14 protein-coding genes are annotated in these 15,099 nt (G+C 35.9%); 2 read left to right on the top strand and 12 right to left on the bottom strand.

Annotated features, from left to right (window positions below; all coding sequences use genetic code 11):
- Positions 1-5: 5 nt before the first annotated feature.
- The 8 genes from asbD to ACFTQ7_RS20060 form a co-directional block, all read right to left on the bottom strand.
- The gene (gene asbD, locus ACFTQ7_RS20095; RefSeq protein ID WP_386830561.1) at positions 6-263 is read right to left on the bottom strand and encodes a petrobactin biosynthesis protein AsbD; all 258 of its coding nucleotides are present in this window, start codon (positions 261-263) and stop codon (positions 6-8) included.
- On the bottom strand, positions 260-1,492 hold the full coding sequence (locus ACFTQ7_RS20090; RefSeq protein ID WP_386830560.1) for an AMP-binding protein: 1,233 nt from the start codon (positions 1,490-1,492) through the stop codon (positions 260-262). The genes asbD and ACFTQ7_RS20090 overlap by 4 nt, the downstream gene beginning before the upstream one ends.
- Positions 1,493-1,494: 2 nt before the next feature.
- On the bottom strand, positions 1,495-3,249 hold the full coding sequence (locus ACFTQ7_RS20085) for an IucA/IucC family protein (RefSeq protein WP_386830559.1): 1,755 nt from the start codon (positions 3,247-3,249) through the stop codon (positions 1,495-1,497).
- Entirely contained in the window at positions 3,221-5,044 is a 1,824-nt protein-coding gene (locus ACFTQ7_RS20080) for an IucA/IucC family protein (protein ID WP_386830558.1), read from the bottom strand. Before ACFTQ7_RS20080 ends, ACFTQ7_RS20085 begins: the two co-directional genes overlap by 29 nt.
- A gap of 476 nt (positions 5,045-5,520) precedes the next feature.
- Entirely contained in the window at positions 5,521-5,748 is a 228-nt protein-coding gene (locus ACFTQ7_RS20075; protein ID WP_386830557.1) for a hypothetical protein, read from the bottom strand.
- Between the two features lie 446 nt (positions 5,749-6,194).
- The gene (locus ACFTQ7_RS20070; RefSeq protein WP_386830556.1) at positions 6,195-7,673 is read right to left on the bottom strand and encodes an Lsa family ABC-F type ribosomal protection protein; all 1,479 of its coding nucleotides are present in this window, start codon (positions 7,671-7,673) and stop codon (positions 6,195-6,197) included.
- Positions 7,674-8,257: 584 nt separating this feature from the next.
- The gene (locus ACFTQ7_RS20065; protein WP_386830555.1) at positions 8,258-8,581 is read right to left on the bottom strand and encodes a hypothetical protein; all 324 of its coding nucleotides are present in this window, start codon (positions 8,579-8,581) and stop codon (positions 8,258-8,260) included.
- Between the two features lie 197 nt (positions 8,582-8,778).
- Entirely contained in the window at positions 8,779-9,369 is a 591-nt protein-coding gene (locus tag ACFTQ7_RS20060; RefSeq protein WP_386830554.1) for an undecaprenyl-diphosphatase, read from the bottom strand.
- Between the two features lie 302 nt (positions 9,370-9,671).
- Here ACFTQ7_RS20060 and ACFTQ7_RS20055 point away from each other — a divergent pair, with 302 nt between their 5' ends.
- Positions 9,672-10,070 carry a glucosamine 6-phosphate synthetase gene (locus ACFTQ7_RS20055; protein ID WP_386830553.1) on the top strand — a complete coding sequence of 133 codons (399 nt, stop codon included), beginning with the start codon at positions 9,672-9,674 and terminating at the stop codon, positions 10,068-10,070.
- Between the two features lie 172 nt (positions 10,071-10,242).
- On the opposite strand, the gene ACFTQ7_RS20050 is transcribed toward ACFTQ7_RS20055, so the two are convergent.
- The 4 genes from ACFTQ7_RS20050 to ACFTQ7_RS20035 form a co-directional block, all read right to left on the bottom strand.
- Entirely contained in the window at positions 10,243-11,070 is an 828-nt protein-coding gene (locus ACFTQ7_RS20050) for a DUF4097 family beta strand repeat-containing protein (RefSeq protein ID WP_386830552.1), read from the bottom strand.
- Positions 11,071-11,309: 239 nt separating this feature from the next.
- Positions 11,310-11,519 carry a hypothetical protein gene (locus ACFTQ7_RS20045; protein ID WP_386830551.1) on the bottom strand — a complete coding sequence of 70 codons (210 nt, stop codon included), beginning with the start codon at positions 11,517-11,519 and terminating at the stop codon, positions 11,310-11,312.
- Between the two features lie 311 nt (positions 11,520-11,830).
- Positions 11,831-12,361 (bottom strand): GNAT family N-acetyltransferase, encoded by a 531-nt coding sequence (locus tag ACFTQ7_RS20040; protein WP_386830550.1) that lies wholly within the window; start codon positions 12,359-12,361, stop codon positions 11,831-11,833.
- A 105-nt stretch (positions 12,362-12,466) separates the two neighbouring features.
- Complete coding sequence (locus ACFTQ7_RS20035; RefSeq protein ID WP_386830549.1) at positions 12,467-13,330, bottom strand: GNAT family N-acetyltransferase; 864 nt, start codon at positions 13,328-13,330, stop codon at positions 12,467-12,469.
- A gap of 573 nt (positions 13,331-13,903) precedes the next feature.
- Between ACFTQ7_RS20035 and ACFTQ7_RS20030 the strand changes: the two genes are divergently transcribed.
- Complete coding sequence (locus tag ACFTQ7_RS20030; protein WP_386830548.1) at positions 13,904-15,076, top strand: multidrug effflux MFS transporter; 1,173 nt, start codon at positions 13,904-13,906, stop codon at positions 15,074-15,076.
- Positions 15,077-15,099: the final 23 nt, after the last annotated feature.

The raw sequence follows: 15,099 nt of genomic DNA, 5'->3' as shown, positions 1-15,099 counted from the left end.
TCCGATTATTCTACCTTTTGCTGCTTTTCTAAAAAGCTTGCTAGTGTTCCTACTGTTTTGAAATCTTTCGGAACGAGAACCTCATCGGGAATGGAAATGCCAAGATCCAACTCTATATGAAGAATCAGTTGAAGGACCATAATTGAATCCATATACAAATCCTCATTTAATCGGGCATCTTCATTAAAAGAGGACAATGTCTGCAACTCTAATGAATTTTCCATAATACCGTAGATGCTCTTGATCAATTGTTGGCGCGTCATACTGGTATGCCTCCAAGTTTTTTTCTACTTACTTTTCCGTTAGGTAGCTTTTCAATTTCATGAACAAACACAAACTCCATCGGAATTTGATGTGGCGCGAGAAACTTCCGGCACCATTCTCTAATTTCCATATTATCGATCGGTTCAGTAGACACATATAGTGCGCATACTCGCTCTCCTGATAAGTTGTCTTGTTTCTTATATACGACTGCTTCGACTATCCTTGGCTCATCCATTAACACATCTTCAACTTCTTGCGGATACACATTCAAGCCTGCTACATTAATCGTGTCATCTATTCTTGCAAGAAAAGAAAGAACATTATCTTCTATATAGCCAAGATCTTTCGTATAAATCGTTTGTGTAGACGTTTCAATGATAATTTCGCTCGGTGTTTGTTTATTACCAGCTGTCACCTTCACATGAGGAAGGGGATAACCCATTTCTTTCGGATCTTCCACACTAGGGTGAATCGCAACACACCCTGATTCAGAGCATCCATACTGCTGTAGTACTTGGTTAGATTTCTCTCTTAACGATGTCAACCAACTATGTGGCATCAAAGTGCCTGACGTCATCACGCGATCAAATTGTTGATCAATAGGTAATAATTTACTTAATGTATAAAGTAACGCTGGAGCCCCATAGAGTATGTGCTTAGGATATTCTTTTAGCTTTTTCAACATATATTTAGGATTACTATTCGTAATAATAACCGGCTTTGCACCCCTTCTTATGCAAGCTAAGACACCACAAATGAATCCATAAGAATGAGTAACCGGACAAGCAACAACAGAATTTGTCGAGGAGTCTACAGGTAATGTCTTCACATAACTTTCAATCTCTTCTTCCACTGAACTCCACGTTCGTTCAATACATTTCGGAGCTCCTGTTGTACCTGAGCTCATTTGAACTAATACACCTTCTTCGTTATTGGAATGATTTGATAGTTCGATGAAAAAATCGATTGATTGGAACAACAAAAGATGACTACCTGCTGAAGAAGCAAGCCGTATAGACCCCTCTTTAGGCGTCGCAGGATGGATTGGGACAACGGATCCACCTTTTTCGCGAATGTATAAACAAAGAGCTATATATTGGAAAGTATCATCCGTACAAATAGCTAGCCTGCGATTGTTACACTCCCTTAGATGAGGTAAGCTTTCAAATAGTTCAAACTGCTTCTCGATATCTTCTACTTTATAAAATTGATCGTTGACATAAAACATCATCATTTCCCCTTTTCATCCGCTTGCGCCAACGTATTGTTGACGATATGTCGAAAATTACCTTCTTCTTGATTTTGAACTTTCTTTGTTAGCAAAGATTCAACATAAATATGTGTGCTAGTATGCTGAAGCTGTTCATTTCTTGAGCATAATGATGGAAAACGTTCAAAGTGCTTCTGTATTCCGTTCTTAACTAGACGCCAAAAATGTGTTTCTGCAAATCCATATTGTTCTTCTAGCAAATAAGATAGTTCACTTAAATGAAACACGAATAGTGTATCCATAGCTAACTCTCGTAAAGCCTCTACAGAAGACATCCAATAATAATAATCAACAGGTGCACCTTTAAAATGTTCGTGTATCGTTTCAAAGTCTGGAACGAGGCTTCTGTCTGCAATGAATTCTTCCATATATTCAATACTGTCATGGAAATCCCTCAGTACAACTCGAGTTGGCCACCCATTTTGATGTAATAAAATCATATTTTGCGCATGTGCCTCAACAGCAATACCGTGAGCGACAAGCAAGTGCCACACAGGAATAACACTCACTTCGATCAAGCGTTTTACCCACTCCTCCGTTCCATATTGGCATAGCCAATCATCAATAAATGGACGCCCATCCCTCTCCATCATCATTAGTACCGTAAACGGTACCGCTTCCTCTTCATCCTTCATATACGAGCGAACACTTTCTCGCCATATGGAGCCAAGCTGACCTTCTAGTTTTCTACTATGTTTTTTTGTTTTCGGTTCAAAAATAATCCCTGCATATTCTTCCAGTACAATAAGAGACGCTTCATTATGTAAATAGTCGTCTAATTGAATCACCCGTTTAAGCCATGCTGAAATATGAGGAGCGGCACAAACAGCATGAGAATGTAACTTTCGTAATGAAGAGGTATTCACCATATTCATCGAGCATTTTAATTGCGCCTTTTTTGGATTTGAAAAATTCCATAATGTTCGTACTGATTGGCTTGCCCTATAATAATCTCCTTTCACATTTAGAGGTATTAGATTTTTTTGCTCCATTAATCCAGCTAGTTCTTGCTTCATGTTATGCCATTGCCAAGGATGAACCGGTAGGAACGTATATTCTTCAAATGTTCCATCGAATACCGCAAGCATTGCAAGAAGGTCTTCCCACAGCAAATGCCCTAGCTCTCTTTTCCAAAAGTTCTCTTCTTCTTCAAGGACAGAAATTCGTACGTAGCTTCTTCTCACTGCAACCCATTGAAGGGTAAAAGATTGCTTTGCCTCAGGGCCATAGTCTTTATGGTCGTCGATCGTAAAACCGGTTCTGGATTTAAAACAAGGGTGATATGGATGTCCTTCAGTAATTTCTGATTCTAATTCTTCATAGCTCGAACTTCTTCTCGACATAGGCATTTGGAGATGTCGATCATTCCATTCACAAAGCTTACTCGTCAAATGAAGTTCTTTCAGTAACCGAACTTTGTCTTGGCGAGTCGAAAGTAATTCATCTACTAGATCCTCAAGACTTGCTTCTAGTAACGTTTCATCTTTTCCTATGAGAAAAATACTATCTCCCTTTATTCGGATGCGATCAAATGCCATTCTTCTTCCTTCACAACGATAGGTGCACTTCTGTCCAACAAGAGTAAAAATTGAAGTCCATTTATTTAGACGTGTTTCTTCATATTTGATTAGTCCTTCAAAAATCATTGCTTCTACAAGCTGCCGCCTTACACGTAGCTCTCCTTGTTTAGAAGCTAAAGGCTGTAGCTGCTGCATATTCTGCCTCCTCATGCTGGAGAACAAACGGATTTGGAATTTTCGTGTATACCGCTTGTTCAAGTTCGGCTTCTAGTTCATCTACATCATGAAACCTTGTTAATAAATTTGCTTTGAACGCAAGCTCTTCTTGTTTTAGAATGTTACGAACAAATGCCTTCCCGAAACCTGTAAATTCTTTTTCTAATAAGTGGAGTTGATCGATAGACCACTTCAAAAGAATTTTTTCATCGATTAGCTGATCTGCTCCAAATCGAGATATAACGGGAAACAGTTGATTCATAAACAAATAATATGTAAATCTATCATGAATAAGGGCATCTTCGTAAAATAGCTCAGCTGTTTCATGTAAAGAAGGCTCTATTGAAAGAAGTACTTCTTTATATGTTTTTGATAAGTAATAACCTTGGTTATCACGATAAAAATAAGTAGTTGGATAACCAGAAGAAATGTTTAACAGACTATTTTGCTGGTGTGCTTCGAGAGCGATCCCATGCTCATCGTATAATCTTAATAATGATTCAATAGCACATTTCCAATAGTCTTTAAACCAGTCTAAACTTACACTCTCTATTGAGCGGAATTCTGATTGAGAGATTTTCATAATGAGCTGACACAATTTTGATTTTTCGTTTGGCAAGGGCTCTTGCACAAGAGTAGCGATCATGCATATTCCTTCATCATGCCCTTTAGGAAATACGTTTGAGCGAAAAATAACCTCAAACCCTGACTCCGTCTGATTTGGGAATTCTACAGTCATATAGGCTGGGTCATCAATCATCCGGAAAGATGGATAGTTCTGTAAGAAATCAATCTTATTCATTAACCGAGCCATAACAATTCCAGCTTTTAGTTCATGAGTTCTGTTTACCCTCAATGAATTCGTTATTTTTACAGGAATTGAAAACTTATACATCATTTCTTCATTTGGGCTATATACCGTTCTAATTGAAGAGGTTGCTGTATAAAATGCCCCAAGCGCACCTTCGTATTTTATCAACCCTTCAGCAATCGCTTCTTTTACATACTGTTGCTGTAAAAGCCACTGTGCTTGAAGCGGGTGCATCGGAATGAGGCAATGCTTCTCTGACATAACAAAATCAGGTTGTGATTTTGTTAATGACTGAGTAATGAGTTCACTTGCACTTTTTTCTAATACAGAAGACTCTTTCACAATTTTACGGTCGACATGAAAATAGTGAAGTTGGAAAGAACCTTGTAGCTCTGGAGCAAAACTCGTTTGTTGCCAATCTGCCATCCCTTGTCTGCTTTTAGGTGTCGGATGAAGCCAATGGCCAAGTAAGAGAGACTGCTCAGCTTCAATAAACGTACAGTTAGCTCCATTTTGTTTCTTACCTTCCAAACTCTTTTCAATATAATTTGCCATCGTTTGATAGCTCTCTATTATGCGAAGAATGAGCTCATCAAAATGGGAAGAAAGTCCAAGACATCCATCCGCCTTAGCCATAAAATGTAGTTCCTGAATGAGCGTGATGAGTATCGTTAATTTATCTTCGACAAGCCATTGTTTTTGTTTCGTACAATACTTCAACGAGACACCAAATATATGTCTTCCAACTAGAGATTTGTATTCCATGCCAAATGCAAAACGTGTGTTTTGGATCGGCAACTCAATCTCTAACATATGAGCCTCTGTAATCAAGATAGATAGTCGCTGTTCTTTTATCCACTCCTCCTTTCTGACCCAATGTCCGCTACTCACCTCTCGTATATAACAATTCATAAACGCCTGAAACGTTGCATTTTCTGCAATCTGTTTAGCTATCTGTTGCATGTAATTAATCATCCTTTCACTAAGCCTTCTCCCTACCAAATGATAATAATTATCACTCACTGATAAAAAAATTAGTCTCCCTAATTAGAAAGACTGATGATAAGAAGCAAATAGAAACAAATGTGGTGCTGAAAACAATTGATAATGATTATCACTTTCAATTATAATTACATATTATAGGAAAGACGGAAATGACTCAACCGTCTAAAGACCTATATGGCAATATAAACCATCGAAATAGGTAAAAGTGTAGAAGAATATTTCATTTCTTGTATCACTTGCGCAAGATTATTGATACAAGATACGGTGTGATGACAAAATATTATGCAGAACTAGAAAACATCAAAAAAAGTTCACATCATTTTATGTGAACCTTGTTTGACGTTTTATAATGGATATTTACTCAGTTAATAAAAAAATAATTTATATTATCACGGCTGTGCAATCACTTCTAGTTGAACTAGAAGTGATTGCAGCTAAACGGACATTTCATGAGCCAACACAATGACATTAATCGCTGATACGGTATCTTTTGCTACCATCTGTTCATCCAGCTTCAAATGAAGTTGCAATGTAGAGACGGGTGGAATTTTAGTAGAAATCATGAGCTCAACATCCTGAGATGAAAGCACCTTTGCTTGCACGATTTGCAGCCAGGGAATAAGATCCGGTAATGATTGATCCTCCGAAAGGCCAGTTTCCATGCCCTCCGTCCTAATAGGTGAATACCCATCGAAATACTCAATCCTTAGCACAGCATTAGCAGGGGTACTGCTCCTCTTCAAGGTAGTGGACGCTTCCATCCGATGACGGGAGGTTTTTTAGGATCCCTTCTCCTACCTTTGTTTCATATCCAATAATGGAATCAAAAAGCGTTTAGTATTTTACTAGGTTTAAAAATCATTTTAGTCCTAAAAAACACCTTCAACACTTTTAAAGCTATTATGTGAATTTTATCCCATTTATTCAAAGCGTGGTACCTTACTACTATCTTTTATTTTGTTAAAAATGTAAATCAAAAAAGATAGCCAAAAGGCTGTCATTTCATACGCAAATAAACCAATAGTTGGCAACAAATAAAAGAATCCATTTTGAAAAGATTGATCAAAATGGATTCTTTTTTAAAAGGTTTTAGCTTTCATATTATCTTTTACAGCGTTATCGTTTTTGTTGCAACTGTTTGTTGAAATGCTTGATCATGCTCAACAAACACCATTGTCGGATTAAATTTTTGAATAAGCTCTTCAATCTGCATGCGCGAATAAATATCAATAAAATTCAACGGTTCATCCCAAATATAGATATGCGCTTTTTCACATAAACTTTTGGCGATAAGCAGCTTTTTCTTTTGTCCACCCGAATAATGAGATATATCTTTTTCAAATTGAATTCGGTCAAAGTCCATCTTACGTAGGATAGATTTAAATAACGTTTCATCAATCCCATGCTCCTCAATAAAGTCCGATAACATTCCCTTCAAATGAGAAGTATCTTGTTGGACGTAGGAAATAATGAGGCCTGAACCTGCATACATCGAGCCTGTATGCTGTATCGGATCTCCTTGAATGAGTTTGAGGATACTACTTTTTCCGCTTCCATTCTTTCCATCAAGCACAATTCGGTCACCTTGTTCAAGTTTAAAGCTAATTGGCTTATTCACTATTTGGTTATCGTACTGAACAGACACATCGGCCAAAACAATCAATTCATTTGAATGAAAAGTCAATGACTCTAATTTTAATGACTCGGTTTTTTCCACATTTTTCAACAGTTTTGACTTTTCCTCAATAGCTTTTTGTTGCCTTGATTCAAGGTTTTTTGCTCTCTTCATCATCTTCGCTGCTTTATGTCCTACAAAACCTTTGTCTAACTTAGAGCCTGAATTCGTTGTTCCATTTTTGGAAGCTTCCACTTGATTAGACCAACCGGATGTACGCTTTGAAGACTGTTTTAATCGCCCTATGTCCTTTTGTAGACGCTCATTCGTTGCCTCTTCGTGTTCCTGCTGTCGATCAAAATTCAGCTTCCAAGAAGAATAGTTACCACTTTGAACTTCAATATTTGCCCTATTTATAGATAAAATATGATCAACACAGCCATCTAAAAAGTTTCGGTCATGTGAAATTAAAATAAATCCTTTTTTCTTCCTTAAATATTCAGAGACCATCTTTCGCGCTTCCGTATCTAGATGGTTGGTTGGCTCATCAATTAATAGAAATTGTCCCTCTGTTAAAAAAAGTGCAGCAAGCAACACCTTTGTCTGTTCTCCATTTGATAATGTATGAAAAGGTCGATACATGACCTCGGCATCAACGTCTAAATAGGATATTTCACGAAGAATTTCCCAATCTTCTGCTTGGGGGCAAATTTCTTCCATGATTTCATGCGTATACTTGTTTTTATCCGAAACTGGATAAGGGAAATAATTAAATTCGACCGAAGAATTGATTTTCCCACTATACTCATAATTCCCTAATATTAAATTAAAGAATGTTGTTTTTCCCCGTCCATTTCTACCGATAAATCCAAGTTTCCAATCCGTGTCTATTTGAAAGCTTACATTTTCAAAAATATTGTCAAAGCTGCTTGGATAAGAAAAAGTTAAATTTTGAACTTGTATCATTGACATGATAATTCCTCCTTTGTATATCAACACTTTTTACTTTTTATACAAAGTCGGCATATCCATCCATTCTAAATTTCTCCGCATAAGTTTGATGGATATTAACGACTTGTACGGAGTAATACATGCGTAACAAGAGTATCTGAATCGCCCATCTCTCTCTCCTTATCGATTAGATTCTTTATGAGAGAATAAAAAAATCCTCCCAATTTGTAATTGGAAGGATTAGTCTTTCACTGATCGTAAATAGTTCCTTAATTGTCATCGGAAACATGACAATTAAAGTATAAACTGATTTATAAAAATGGACAGACTAATCCTATATTTTGTAATTTGAAGTTTGAAGTTGTTCATTTCAAATAAAAATATAGTTTAGTTAATCATCGTCCATTCATCAGTCCTCTCATAATTTGTATTTTTATTTTACCAAATTTTTTTATGAAATACAATTCAGCATCGATATCAATGTAAAATTGACTTCTAATGGTCAACTGACAGTAAAATTTAGTGAAGTCTCCCCAATCTATATCCCTATCCCTTCAATCTTTTTTCGATTTTTAATGGCATTCGAATAACACCAAAATAGGAGTTCACTTTTCGCCTTCCCAAAGCTCAACAAAAAAACAGTACCCATTAGGGAAATCATTTAGATACGCTTCACCATCAAGGGTGATATTATATTTATATTTTGTATTCCATTCATACTTAATATCATTCATCGACAATAGCTCTAATTTGCTTGTTTGTTCTGTTTGATAGTTACAGATAAATATCATTTCTACTAATCCATTAAAAATCATTTGTTCAAGTTCCTGTAACGTAGGAGTATTAGGGAAAACATTACTTGAAACTAATGCATCATCGTTAAAAATCTGATTTTTGTCTTTGTCTATGAAATGGCCTTTTCTTCTCACAATATTCATCCCTTTTTGTTTATTGTGCTTTCATTACTTCGCTATCGATCATTATCAAAGTCTGATCTACCCTATCTTTACACTAGTCTTTACTTCTAGCTCAAATTTTATATTATTAAAAAAAGAGCATGCTTTTCTAATAAATAAAAAACATACTCTTAAAAAATTTTAAAACAACTATTTTCCTGACACAGATCTTAATGGCCGAATTTTGCTAAAAAAGGGATACGTTTCGTTAGTCTATTATAGATATTAAATAGGATTTGTACGAACGGCTCCAATTTTTTTGAAGACTTAATAATGACTATACTTGCCCCAAATGACAAAAGGGCTCCGCCAATCACGTCCGCTGGGTAATGAACGCCGACATAGATACGGGAAATACCTACTAGGATAGCCCATACTAAAACAGGATACTTCCACGAGTCTTTTCGTAAAAGCAACGTACATGCTACAGCGAATACTAATACGGAATGATCGCTTACAAACGAAGAATCGTTAGCATGTGGTACTAATTGATGAACACTATATGTGATGAATGGTCGTGCATGATAGTAGAACATGTGAATGAGTGCGTTTAGACCCAATCCAAGTAAACATGTAAATACAATGTATATAGCATTATATTGTTTTTCTACCCTTTTTTCCTTGTTTGCAGTAAACCATAAAAACAACATAAATACGATTACGACATAAGGAACGCTATCGGTGATGAAAATCATCCCTTTATCCAGAAAAGGATAGCGCCCCGCTATATCATTAATCCATTGAAATAGTCCATAATTCATTTTGTAAATCTCCTTGCATTTAATTTCTCGGTGTTCATTTTGTCATGTAACAAGTTCTGTCTTTTCAGGTGCTTAATGCTGACATAATCCAAGTTGAATACCTACATACGCTCATAAAAGACGTCAATATAAGCCTCATAGTTTCCAATAAATATTTAGAAATAAAAAAAACATTTATCAACAAACAACAGACAAAACGGCGTATTCTACAATAATAATTCTTAGACTAGAAAATATTATTGTAAGCTAGCAAAAATCAGTATAAAGATGATAAAATATTCTCATAAAGGGGGCTTTCAAATATGGGGAAATTAAGCAAAAGGAACATTCTGTGGATTGTGCCAATCGGGATTTTAGGGGTATTCTGGTATTTTTACGGTCCGCAAAAGGACATTACAAATAATGAATATATTACATATGTTAAAAACTATTCATTCGAAAATAGTAATAAAACGTTAGAATCTGGCTTTGCCAACACTTGTAAAAATCCATATTGGGTATATTTTAAAACTCAAAAAGGACAGGACGTTGTAGAATTTAAAGGAGATTGTCCTGTCAATCAAAAAGTTGCAAAAGTGAATGTTCAATTTTTAGTTGATCGGGATATGACAAATGTGAGATACGGTGCAATGCTCGTCGAGAATAAAATGCAGGAGGAAGCGGATCGAGACAAGTTCATGCTCGCATTAGTAAGTAAATAGTTCAATTATATACTGAAAGAAGGTAAAAGCTCTCGTTTCATAAGAAAACGAGAGCTTCTTTTATTAAATTGAAGGATAGGATGGTCGATTTGACAGCTAGCACCTTTCCCTCCCAACTTCAAGGTGGCGTATTACAGCCCGTTAATTTGAGATAAAATATAATTGAAGCATCTCATTCAACAGTAAAATCCCCAGAATTAGTTTTAACATTTATTGTATTAATACCATCCCCAATAATCCCAATAGCACTATTTTTTCCTTTGTCTTCATACATAATATTTTTCAACTTTATAACTGGCTTCCCGGAATCTCCTTTAAAATCTATTTTGAGAGATTTAGGATCTTGTCTGAAAGTTGTTTGGACATCTCCGCTTGTTGTAACAACATCTAATGAATTCATCATTTCTTCTATTATCATTGAAACATGCCCAGATTTTGTGTTTATCATCCCACTTGGTGAAAACAACTCATCTATTTCTACATTTCCACTATTAGATCTCATTGAAATTTGGTCATTAGCTTTAGCCCTTTTAATAACTTGATCTCCAGATGTAGTTTGTATATTAATACTATCAGCTATTACGCTTCCTATATCAATATCACCAGAAGTTGTATGTATCAACAATTCTCTATAAGCTCTTTCAGGTAAACTAACTTGTAAGGTAACATCCTTTTCACTTCCTAATTTGATACCTATACTGTTTTCATTTGTTAAGTATGAAACTTTCAGCAATCCTCCCTCTTTTTCTATATTTAACTGATATTTATCTTTAAGATCCTTTTGAATTTCCCCTTCTAACTTCACTGTCATATCTTTTGTCGCGCTCGGTATAACCTTAATATCAGCAGCTGTAGTTTCGAAATTAATATCTTTAATAGTATCGATCTCAATCTCTTTTTCTTCTTGAACAGATGTTACTTTGGCAAAACCGGGCCCTATAAACGAGTAACCTGTTATTGCAGCTATACAAATCAATATACCGCCAACAACTTTTTTCATTATTCTTACCTCCTAAAATAACATTCAAATACATAATCTCTAAGGTCATTTATTCTCCCCTTTTATACTGCTTTAATTTTATCGATCAAAAGCGTCTTTTCTCTTACCTATTTCTTACAAAAACCTTAATTTTCCAATATAATTAAATAATCGGGTATGAAATGCATTAAATTCTGGAAAAAAAGCTACTATCCGCAAACAAAAAAACTCATGCAATTCATTACTTTTTGCATGAATTTTTATTTTACGGACTGGATAATGTTTAGCTCAAGTATTCGAATTTCCTTATTTAGCTTAATAATAGCTGCTCCTATTTGTTCAAAGCTTTCCAAATGACTTTTATCGACATTGTGTGTGGGTAGCGCTTCCTTTAACGCTGCCTGCCCTGCATATAGAATTTCAAGTAAATCCAACTTTTCAAAATAAGCTGCGCTATATTGTATCTCCATTCTATCAAAGCCCCTTACTGTTACTTTTTCACTACTAATAACACGATGCCTTTATTAGCACTATAACCGAAAAAAGCAAGCATAAAACCACATCTTAGTCATCGTTTTTTAGCCAATAAAATGCATATCAATAATGCAAATATATTTCCATAGGTTAAAAGATTTATTATTAATAAAGCGGCACTTTAATCAGTAGGGTTTTCCTCATTCCTCACTTATTATCAATTGAACGAATCAGGCTTTTACGGGACGTTTATCCCCCCACCCACTTTTTCGCTTTTGCCGAATTTTGAGGTGGAAGAAGTGATCCCTTAAATATTGTTTAAAATGGAATAGACAAATGTATCGTGTGCCAGCCCGTTTTGATACATATAATCTCTAAGAATTCCTTCCTTTTGAAAGCCTATTTTAGTTAGCAGTTTATTCGAGGCTTCATTTTCAATAAATACAACAGCACCTATACGAGTCAGCCCTATATTTTGAAAGCCATACGACACAATTTCGATAACCGCTTCTTGGGTATATCCTTTTCGCCAATAATCAGGATGAATTTCATAACCGATTTCTGCTCGTCTATGTATAGGCGACCAGGCATGAAAACCAATTGTCCCGATTATACCCTTTTCTCCTTTCCTTTCAATGCCCCATCGTATTCCTCTTTTTGCAGCAAAGTTCTTTGAAAATAAGTCCACTAAATCTTCTGCTTGTTGTAACTCTATAAATGGTTCTTGTCCGTAATAGCGGGTAACTTCTTCATTAGAAAAGCAATTGAAGAGGCTTTGCGCATCATCCTGCGTCAGCTCTCTTAAAATAAGTCTTTCGGTTTCTAAAATTGGAAACAAAAACATCTCCCCCTTTAATTACATTTATTCTCCACACTTCCGTTAAAATCCTTTAATACAAAAAAGCACACCCCATAAAACGTGTGCTCACTTTGTTTATATGTTTTATCCAAAAATTTGTGCAGCTATAGCAAATAGTGTATCATTTCTAGTCGGCATTTTTTCAGCATTCAGAATCATCACTGGAGGTTTATTTACCTCTGTAAAACCTCTTTGCTCTAACCATTTTAGAAATTCAGCATGACCGGGTGGTACATCAATTCTTAATTTTCCATTATGATCCTTCGCTAATGTATTAATGATGAGACTAGCTGTTAGAGAATCAGGCGCAATAATAGGGCCTAAAATTAGATTGAGTGGTCCTAAAATGGATAATCCAAAGCCTATAATTTCCCCATTAGAATCTTTCATAACGATACATTGCTTCGATTGTTTTATTCTATTTTGTAGAAAATTACTTCTTTTAACTCCAAAGGCTACTGCATCTAAGCTGACAATATCGGCAAAATTTTGCTCATGAAAATCTTCAATTGTATACTCGTTACAGGCTAGGTTTTTGTCACTGAAATAGTTGTTACTCAGATATTTATGTACATAATCAACAGTGGCAAAGCCCATTTTCTTATATAACGGTACACCCTCTTCCGTTGCGACGAGCATAATTGCCGTATGTTCTGAAACACTTTCAATACATTTTTGAGTAGCTACTTTCCCAAGGCCAAGCCCTCTGTAATTTTCATGCACAATAACCATGCCTATAGAAGCTACATTTGAATCATATCTGATAATGGTCGCACTTGAAACAATTTCCCCCTCAGCATTTTTATGCCCAAATATTTTACCAGACTTCATCACTGTTCTAATTTCAAATTCATCGTAATCCCACCCGACGGAGTTAGATAGTGCAATTAATCCTGTAATATCATTTTCTCCGAATACTACTAAATGTAATTGATTAAATGTAGTCATTTTCCCTCTCCCAATAAAGAACGTTTGTTTCTATTTTATATGTATACCCTTTTATGCACAAGTTTATTTTTTAAAAATTCAGATTCTTCGTTGAAAGTTAGTAATGACATTTTTAAACGTTGTAATTTGAAAAAGGCCCAGGAAGCTTTATCCTGTGTGCAAGCGAAGCGGCAGCAAATGTTTTATCTGTGCGAAAGCGAAGCGGCAGCAAATGTTTTATCTGTGCGAAAGCGAAGCGGCAGCAAATGTTTTATCTGTGCGAAAGCGTAGCGACAGCAAATGTTTTATCTGTGCGAAAGCGTAGCGACAGCAACGACAAAGCGCCCAGCCGGAACGGAAATCAACCACAAGGTATGGTATAGAACCTAAATATTGAAATTATTTCTATATATGCCTTTTAAAAATAACAAATATCTATATAATAGAAGCTAGACTATGCACTCCTACTTTTAGCATATATAGGTGATTGAAAATGACATCTTATGAACGAATACTTATAATGGTCCCGCCGTTTCCCTAGCTACGTCTACTCTTTTCTAAAGAAGTAGATTTTGCTTGTAGGAGGGCAATAAGTTGAAAAAACATGTAGCACCATCTTTGTTATTAATGATTGTTCTTGTAGCTTTTCCACAGATTAGCGAGACAATCTATACACCATCTCTACCTGATATTTCAGATGCATTAAATGCTTCAAATCGCTCTGTACAGTTAACTTTAAGTATTTATTTTATAGGGTTTGCTATCGGTGTCTTTTGTTGGGGATGGCTTTCTGATTTTATTGGACGAAGACCGGCCATGCTAGGCGGTTTAATTTTTTATGGAATTGGAAGTTTCATGTGTTTTTACGCAGAAACGATCACTTTTCTATTAGTAAGTAGATTTATTCAAGCTTTTGGGGCAGCGACAGGCTCCATTATAACGCAAACCATTTTGCGAGAAAGTGTATCCGGCAGTAAAAGACATGCGATGTTTGCGCAAATTTCTGCAGTCATTGCGTTTACTCCTGCTGTAGGGCCGCTGATTGGTGGTTGGGTCGATCAAGCACTTGGTTTTAGAGCTGTTTTCTTTGTGCTCGTTGCGATGAGTATTTTGTTGTTTATCTATGCTTATTTCAGACTTCCTGAAACAACAGAACAATCAACTAGAAAAAGAACGGCTATTTTTCCAGTTGTAAAACGAATGATTTCATCTCCACGGGTTCTTGTCTTTGGGTTACTAATTGGTGGGATAAATGGTGTGTTATTCAGTTACTATGCTGAAGCTCCTTTTATCTTTATTGACCACTTCAATTTATCCCCTGGACTTTATGGATTTCTGGGTATAATTGTGGCTCTTGCCTCTATTATCGGTGCCATGATTTCTAAACGACTAGTCAACAAATATCAGCCAGAAAAAGTTATTCATCTCGGTTGTTTGGTCATGACTGTCGGCGCTTTATTACTACTAATCGTTAGTACATTACCATTGCCTACTATCGTCTTACTAATAGGCATGTTAGTGACCATTTTTATTACATTATTAGGATCAGGAATTGCTCTACCTAATTGCCTAAGCCTTGCGCTTGTCAACTTTCAGGACGTTATCGGGACAGCTGGCGCGATTTTCAGCTTAGGCTATTACTTACTCGTAAGCTGCATAACGTCAGGCATGAGTTTCCTGCATACTGGTTCTTTGATAATTATGCCACTATATTTCTTCATCTTAACGATGATCCTGTTCATATTCGGAAGAAAATTTATTGATTAAACTATTGTAGCGGGAATATATAA

Origin of the sequence: Lysinibacillus sp. NPDC056959, assembly GCF_042674095.1 — a bacterium.
In the GTDB taxonomy this organism is placed as follows: Bacteria; Bacillota; Bacilli; order Bacillales_A; family Planococcaceae; genus Lysinibacillus; species Lysinibacillus zambalensis.
The sequence above is the reverse complement of the archived record's forward strand: the minus strand, read 5'-3'. Positions and strand labels throughout refer to the sequence as shown.